11 protein-coding genes are annotated in these 7500 nt (G+C 52.2%); all 11 read right to left on the bottom strand.

Translation table 11 applies throughout. The features are described 5' to 3' along the window. Positions 1 to 324: contractile injection system sheath initiator (locus GTGU_RS08640; RefSeq protein ID WP_038155807.1), on the bottom strand; the 324-nt coding region annotated here is incomplete at its 3' end. Then, positions 324 to 1076, bottom strand: a complete 753-nt coding sequence (locus GTGU_RS08645; protein WP_038155809.1) for a Gp138 family membrane-puncturing spike protein — start codon at positions 1074 to 1076, stop codon at positions 324 to 326. The genes GTGU_RS08640 and GTGU_RS08645, both read right to left, overlap by 1 nt. Positions 1077 to 1134: 58 nt before the next feature. Then, positions 1135 to 1515, bottom strand: coding sequence for a hypothetical protein (locus GTGU_RS08650; RefSeq protein ID WP_038155811.1), 381 nt, complete (start codon positions 1513 to 1515; stop codon positions 1135 to 1137). Beyond that, positions 1512 to 2285: a hypothetical protein gene (locus tag GTGU_RS08655; RefSeq protein ID WP_038155813.1), complete on the bottom strand. Its 774-nt coding sequence runs from the start codon at positions 2283 to 2285 to the stop codon at positions 1512 to 1514. The genes GTGU_RS08650 and GTGU_RS08655 overlap by 4 nt, the downstream gene beginning before the upstream one ends. A gap of 258 nt (positions 2286 to 2543) precedes the next feature. Further along, positions 2544 to 3008, bottom strand: coding sequence for a hypothetical protein (locus tag GTGU_RS08660; protein ID WP_156964102.1), 465 nt, complete (start codon positions 3006 to 3008; stop codon positions 2544 to 2546). A gap of 3 nt (positions 3009 to 3011) precedes the next feature. After that, positions 3012 to 4076: a hypothetical protein gene (locus tag GTGU_RS08665; protein WP_038155818.1), complete on the bottom strand. Its 1065-nt coding sequence runs from the start codon at positions 4074 to 4076 to the stop codon at positions 3012 to 3014. A 2-nt stretch (positions 4077 to 4078) separates the two neighbouring features. Further along, positions 4079 to 4381 carry a phage baseplate plug family protein gene (locus tag GTGU_RS08670; RefSeq protein WP_038155821.1) on the bottom strand — a complete coding sequence of 101 codons (303 nt, stop codon included), beginning with the start codon at positions 4379 to 4381 and terminating at the stop codon, positions 4079 to 4081. After that, positions 4381 to 4968, bottom strand: coding sequence for a phage baseplate protein (locus GTGU_RS08675; protein ID WP_038155824.1), 588 nt, complete (start codon positions 4966 to 4968; stop codon positions 4381 to 4383). The genes GTGU_RS08670 and GTGU_RS08675 overlap by 1 nt, the downstream gene beginning before the upstream one ends. After that, entirely contained in the window at positions 4968 to 6956 is a 1989-nt protein-coding gene (locus GTGU_RS08680) for a lytic transglycosylase (protein ID WP_038155826.1), read from the bottom strand. The genes GTGU_RS08675 and GTGU_RS08680 overlap by 1 nt, the downstream gene beginning before the upstream one ends. After that, positions 6946 to 7134 carry a DUF6889 family protein gene (locus tag GTGU_RS26565; RefSeq protein WP_425427414.1) on the bottom strand — a complete coding sequence of 63 codons (189 nt, stop codon included), beginning with the start codon at positions 7132 to 7134 and terminating at the stop codon, positions 6946 to 6948. The genes GTGU_RS08680 and GTGU_RS26565 overlap by 11 nt, the downstream gene beginning before the upstream one ends. Continuing rightward, on the bottom strand, positions 7134 to 7500 hold a 367-nt coding region (locus GTGU_RS26075), incomplete at its 5' end, for a phage tail assembly chaperone (protein WP_038155828.1). The genes GTGU_RS26075 and GTGU_RS26565, both read right to left, overlap by 1 nt.

The raw sequence follows: 7500 nt of genomic DNA on the forward strand, positions 1-7500 counted from the left end.
AAAAATGGTGTCGATCTCAGCGGCGAAAGTGACGTGGCGCGTCGTGGTGTTCACCGTCGTATCGAAAGAGAGGATTGATTTAACGCCCCGCGTTTCAAGAATGCGTTTGCGGATCGCCAGGTTGTATGTTTCCGGCTTCTGCTTACCCAGCACCGACTGAATCCACGGAGTACCTTCCGTTGTGTCCAGAAACCACTGCCCATACCAGAGTTTGAACCGTGTTTTCACCGCCTGCGCTACCGCTTCAGGCGAGTTAATCAGCCAGGTATCATCACCGCTGCCGAAGGTGTAATCGCCATCGGCGTCTTCACGTCTGTATCGCATTAGTTAACCCCATCAGTATTGCTTCCGCCGCGCTCTACACCCCCGTGAGTGTGGCTATCATCAATGACTTTGCCGTTCGCTTTCACGCTACCGATAAATTCAACAGCGCCGGTGATTTTGGAGGCAACGCCGGAAACCACAGAGCCAACCATGCCGCCCATCCAGGTTAATAAGCCGTTGATGGTGACTTTCTCAGAGAAAGTAGCCAGCGGCGTGACTACGTCCATCCCACCCGGCGCCACGATTTTAATTTTCTTCGTGGCTGGGTTAATTTCAAAATAGGTGCTGCCGTCGTCACTTCGTAACTGCGCTGCGCTGGTACTGATTCCGCCAATTTTTTTCGCCTGCGACTGCGGTCCGATAATACAGAATGCATCTGACAGGTCATGCATCCGATCGTCTACCGGCTCCTGTACTCCGCCGCTCTGCCACCAGAAATCGATGCAGCGATCAGCAAAAATCACCAGACATTCATCGCCAGCCTTAACCGGGAACGTGAGCGTAACGCCGCCACCGCGCGGAAATACCACCGGCACATCCACCAGCAACGGGTAATTATCAGTAATGCGGTTTCCGTCATTATCAATTTCAACTGAACGGATAGCAGGCTGTACGACCGCCGTTACTGCGTCAGGATCGAATGACTGAACGATGCCAGGCAAGGCGACGCGGATCTGGTTCTTTGTCGCTTCCCGCTCAGATTTGAGGGTTTCAGCAAGGTCGCCGCTGCGGGTTTGGTCAGATAATGCCATTTGGTAGGCTCCAGAAAGCAAAAAACCCGCCGAAGCGGGTTTGTTTAGGAAATACTGATTAAGCCACCTTGGCTTTCATCTCTGCTATTTTTTTTAACATCTTATCAACAGTACTCACGGAAGAACTTGCTTCAGTGTGCAAGATGGTTTCTTCCAGTGCATAGTCAGCACGTTTTCGCTTGGTTTTTTGCTGTTTAAGCACAGCGCCCAACTGAACAAGAGACATAAATTCGTACGGTTCACTTTTTCGTCTGGCATCAGACGTTAAATACTGAACAACACCATCATGAGTAGTTGGAGGACAGCAGGTCAAAGCACCGCAAGTTTCATGGTATAAAGCGTAATAAGCTCTTGAAATGGCGCTTCGCAAACCCGCCTCACAGCCAGCATCCAGACAAACGCGAGATGCATCAATAAAATCCTTTCCCTGAATACTCATAACGTTTCTTTGATCTCCTGACGATTACGTCCACGGAACCATGCAGTAATATTTTTATCTGCGAACATTTCATTCATGGCGAGTTCGGTTGCGACCTCGATATCCATGTCAGAAATCAGGTCAGCATCCTCGCAAAAAATATCGCAAATAATGCCTGCATCGCCATCTGACCCCGTGTAGTAGTCATGAGATACAGCTAAAACGTCATGTTTTTTTGCAACGTTAACAACAGCGCGCGTAAGCGTGGATATCTCTGCTGTACTTAGCCGTGTGACTTCGACAAACCTGTCTAACGCCTGAGTTCTGTTCATGACTTCCCGTTCCATGATTGCTCTCTCACGATCATCCCCAACCATAGAAAGAGCTTTCCTCGCGAAGAACAGAGATAACTCGCTATCCCCATCCGCGTAAGTAGCATTTCTTGCTCTAATAGAAAGAGTCTTACTTACTATCTCTTTAGCTAGCCTGACAGCTTCTTCACGATACAATTCATACTGCCCTGTATGGCTTAAGTAGGACAGATAATTCCTTGCGATTATTTCATCGCGATAGACAACGGCTTGTTTGAAAAAATTGACTGCATCGTCATGTTTGCCTGCGGCCCCGTGTGCCAAAGCCAACAACATCAATTTTAATGGTTCGTCCGGGATTTTTCTTGCGCTTGAAACCACACGATTAAACGTAAACACATCCAGATCACATCCGTCATCAATGCGCGATGTGAGCATTTCGAGTGTCTCGTTCAGTTTGTTAATAGGTGCAAGTGCCATTTATCATCCCCCGTGGCAGAGGAATTTATCATCAGGTAGCGCTGGCAACAACCTGTTGTTTTATTCACTAGTCATAATTTAGACTATCACTTCACCTTTCGGCAGTCGTATGCAGCAAACTGGCGCGCTGTATCGATGCCGGTATGCGTGAGAGAGTCAGGCAAGAAGATATTACGTAACAGTGCTGCAATGGATATTGTTCAATCAGCCACTTTTTTACACGGAAAAGATCCGATGATTCTCGGCGCGTCCATGCTGTTAGTACCCTTGAGATTTTGCAACGCGGATCCCTCCAGCCATTCCATTAAAATCCCAAACATTTTTGTGTGCTATCGGATTTCGGCTGTTGAAAGCATATCTCTGCCCCATTTTCCAAGCGGTATCGCTAACAGAGCTATCTTTGGAAAGGGCAACCCATTCTTTAATTCCCTTGAAAACATAGGATTTACAACTATCAGTCGTACCCTTCTGATTTGTGTAAGCATCCAAATCCTCACACTCTTGAAAGGTGTTGCTAACGATGTCGGCAAAGTCATCAATGGTCATAGCGAATCTGCGTCCATTCATAGCGAAGAATGGAACCGCCGAGGAATAATGTTGCCACTGGGTAAATTTCTGCTGATCCATTAAATCAACAGCCATTTTCTCATACTTACCCGGTGCGGCGATTCCTGACAGAGGAATAAATAAACCCAGAAACAAAAGAATGTTACGCCTATTCACTCGTTATCCCCACCTGTTCATTGCGCCCTGACTACGGAGATCCGCCGCACCACGCGCTTCGCACATCATATCCATGTACCACGCCTGGCCCCTTGTATCGCCAGTGTACATAATCCCGCGCACAATATAAACGCCATCCGTTGCGATGCTGGCAGGCTGCGCCGTGGTGCCGCTTAGCGTGATATTTCCGTCCGTATTCTGGTCGGTGATCTGCCCACCAGCCATAGCGATATCGTTGTTCGACAACGCAGTGCGGAATACAGATGCCTGATCCAGATGAATGAGCCCGTTAACCCGGATGTTCGGGTTTATCAGCGCGCGAACGTTAACGCCGTTGCCGATGGTTTGCTGTGGCATACCTATCAGCCCGGTGGCGCTGTTGAGCACGATAGCTTCATGCACGTACTCGTTATTTGCCACCATCTGCCGCTGTCCATCCACGAATTGCCACGTGGCTCCGCACTGTGAAGCAACGTTATCCATCAGGTGTCGGGTCATACCAAACAGCACACGACCACGAGGAAACACCGTTGCAGGCATTTCCGGCGTCAGCCCTTCTGTTGCCCCTTTAGCTCCGAAGTCTTTCATCAGCGCGCGGTTGACGTCGGCGACCGTGTAACCGGCGGCCAGTGTCTGCGAGGTGATGCTGGTGGCGAAGGCCAAATCCGTATCAGCAGCCTGTATCAGAACGTAGGAGTCAATCGGGCTGTCCTTCCCGGTCAGTGAATAGCGGATTTCTCCGCTGAAAATCAGCCCGTAATTGCGCCCGTCACTCTGCCCGACTTCCGAGGCGTCTACTTCCCGGGCTTTGCCGACTTCGCTGGCTGAAACATCCGGCGCGATACCATCGTACCCGGCAATTAACCGAACCTGAGAAAACTCTGCGCCGGTGATCCGGTTTGAGGTATCAGCTGACAGATTATAGATTTTGAACGTTCCTACCCGGGAGGCGCTGCTGATGTTGAACCAGTCGATCGTGAAGGTCACTTTAAAATCGCTGAGCTGTATGCCCTGCCCGCTGTCGTCAACGAGCTGCAGCTCGAAATGCCGCATCCAGTTCTGTGACATGATTACTCCGTTGAAACCAGTAAATGACTGCGGCCACCCAGATCAGTTTTCGTCGGGTAGTCCTGCGTGCTGTCGTCGCAGACCACCACCAGCTTAAACCCCAGATTCATATGCGCGTACTGAGCAAGCAGGTCAGCACCCGTGACAAGCGGGATACCGGAAATTACAGGCTCTGCCCTGTCGTTCTGCAGATCCATAATCCAGTACACATCCCGCCAGATGATGCTTATCCGGTACGTGGCCCCGGCGATGTTGATGCTGAATTCCTGGTTATCCGCCGTCAGCGGAATTTCCTGAATTGCCATTAGCCAAGCCCCAGTAGTGAAGCCGCGCCCCCGGTGATGCTTTTCAGCAGGGAGGTATTCGGCGGTTTGGTGGTTTTCGTGCCGGTGTTCTGCACTGAGGAAGTGCTCACGCCGTCTTTCATGTCCTTTTTATCCGCCACCGTAACCTGTTGTGTCTGGGAAATAATGACTTCCCGCAGGGTGATGATGGCGGACAGGACATTTTCAGTCGTTTTATCCGTGGTCACTTCCAGCGCGCGGATCAGCATGTTGTTATACAGCCGTTTACCCGTTACCACATCAAACGGAACGCGGCTGTCCTGCAGGTTAAGTATCTCCTGATACGTTTCCTGCGGGCTCAGACCGAGCAGGCCGGTAGCCGTCAGGTTGCTGGCAAAGTCCAGGAGAGAACCACCACCAGCAAAACCAACTTCCATTACCACCTCTGAGGGCCGCTTGTACGCATGGTCCGCAACAGCGGCACCAACTTCAACCGGATGTTCGGTTATCTCCAGCGTGTCGCTATGTTTCTCGGTAACGACAACGCTGGGGATGATCACGCCAATTTTTCGGCTCTGCTGCTGAAACAGTGTTGAGAGAATATCCATTAGCTCACCTTAACCTGATTACCGCGCAACACTTTGGCGTTCGCAGACAGTTGACGCTGCTCAACCTCTGTACCAACAGAGCGGGCATCCCCGCCGCCATAAATGTAATAATTGTTGTTCTGACTCACCTGCGTCCCACCAATACCTGCCACGGCGGCTTTATTGATGAGCTCACCGGAATAGATATTCCTTCCATTCTCGTGATGGATAATGCTGCTCATCAGCGCGGACATGGTTTGCGGGTCGCTCATATTCAGGGCTGCCTGCGGATCCACGCCGAGCCGTTCAGATACTGCCTGAATGTATGCCGCGGTGTTGTTATTGTCAGAGGCGGGTGCCCAGGTGGAGATGATTTTCTCGATGCTGTTTATTCCCCGGCCAGCATAAAGCGTTAGCTGCCGTGACAGCGCACGTAAACCATCAAAAGCAGTTTCAAACCGGGCAAATCTGCCTCCCGGACGTTCGAGCGTCGCTCCCGCCTGTCCGGCGAAATTGAGGTTACCCGGATTGTTATTCCGCTCGCCCCGTTTCTCCGGTTCGGCATTTGTTGCTGACTCATCGCCATCCAGGCCAAACCAGCCACGTACTGTCCTGCCCACTGAGCGCGGATCCCATCCGGTTTTATCCTTGATCCACTCTGCAGTGTTGTTAGCGCTGTCGGTAACACCAGGCATTGCGGAAGGCTGACCACTGCCCTGATTGAGTAGTTGCTTGCCAATACTGACCGCGTCGCTCCATCGCCCCTCGTTTATGGCGTTCAGCAGGTCGGCGATCAGATTCAGCATCTTGCTGAATTCACCCATCTGCGTGATGAAGTTCTGAACATCCCATTTCAGGGACCACGACTTCGGATCAATACCGAGCAGCTTCAACAGGGAATCTGTCAGACCGCTGATGCTGTCCTGCAGCTCTTTGATGTTTTTCAGCGCTTCGTTGACACCGGGAGCCCATTTTTCCCAGTCGATAAGGCTGTCGCCGCCCTCTTTCCACGTTTTATAGTCGTCATAAAGAAGGACAAGCGCACCCGCCAGCATCATGACAATGCCAATGGGTGACGCAAGAAACGCGGAATTCAGCAGCCGCCAGGCGACTAACAGCGCACCGAACAACGTGATCAGTTGCTGGGTTGCCGGGTCGAGCCGTTTAAACCAGTCGATAATGTCACTGACTGCGCCACCAGCGCGCCAGAGTACGCGCGTAATGGCATCGCCAGCCCAGAGAATGCCCTTAATGACTTTCGTCAGCACAGCCTCGATACGCGGCCAGTTATCCAGCAGCTGTTTCCGCAGGTTATCCATGCTACCGGCAAGACCGCCGGCAAGGGTGGCACCGATCTTATCCCGCGCCATTCCGGCGGCTTCGCTGAACGCGCGCAGCGATGTCATAAAGCGATTAGAGGAAACGGCGGCTTCGTTAGCATTGAAGCCGATCGCTTTCGCCATTGCCGAGTATTGAGCGCTGAATTGACCGATACCCCTGCGCATTGCCATCAGGGTATTTTCATCAATCCCCAGCATTTGCGCATACTGATTGGCGCGATAGTACGGCATACTGCTGAGCTTCTGCCCTACCCCCGTAAAGATGGAGGACATATCCCGCATTTTTCCGCTGGCATCGCGGGTCTGGACACCAAGACGGTTCAGGAACCCTTCCGCCCCCGGATTGCTACGCATGAAGCCAGCCAGCCCTTCGAGGGAGGACATGGCCGACTCAGCGCTGGCACCGGTTTGCGATGCGGCATAGCCCAGCGCTTTGATGCCCTGGACGCTGGCCCCCGTCCGTTGGGATGCCCAGTAAATTTTATCCAGACCATTCGCGATCTGGGTGGTAAATCCGACAATGCTCAGCGCTGCGCCTTCCACCACCGCGCCGACCTTCAGAACGTTCGCGGTAACGCCTTTCAGCACAGAATCAAACTTCTGTGCTCCCGCTTCGTCGATGTCAAAACCGAGGGAGATCAGAAAGTCTTTAATCGTCTCAGCGTTCATATTCCTCTCTCCATTTCTCTATACGGCGCTGGTTGTCTGCCTTAACTGCCAGATGGTCATTCATCAGCGCGATATCGCACAGATCGACAGATCCATCCTTCAGCGCGTTATATGGGATTAACCCGGCGTCAACCGGGTCAAGGAGATAAGACAGCCCGTCAGGCAGGCTGTTGAGGATCAGACCTGTGACGGGACCGTCGGCGTCTCGCTGGTAGGGAGTGCGGGCAAAAAATTTCCGAGCGAATCGGCGACCACCCGCGCCACAATCTGCAGCATGGAAAACAGGTCGATATCATCGAACATCAACGCGCCACTGTTAAATACTGGCGCCCATGTTTTCCCGTTCTGGCGCGCCACCACCGCAAGGCAGGGGTAAATAATCGCGTTGGTATCCTCTTCGCTCAGCGCTGACAACTCACCGGCGATGCGCGGCAGCACCTTTTCAAGCACCGGCGCCAGCGCATCGAGATTCGCGTTTTCCATACCACCAGCAGGAAGCATCGCTCGAACACTGCCAAAATCCGCCAGCACACCGGCCAGAATT

The organism is Trabulsiella guamensis ATCC 49490 (assembly GCF_000734965.1).
Lineage (GTDB): Bacteria > Pseudomonadota > Gammaproteobacteria > Enterobacterales > Enterobacteriaceae > Trabulsiella > Trabulsiella guamensis.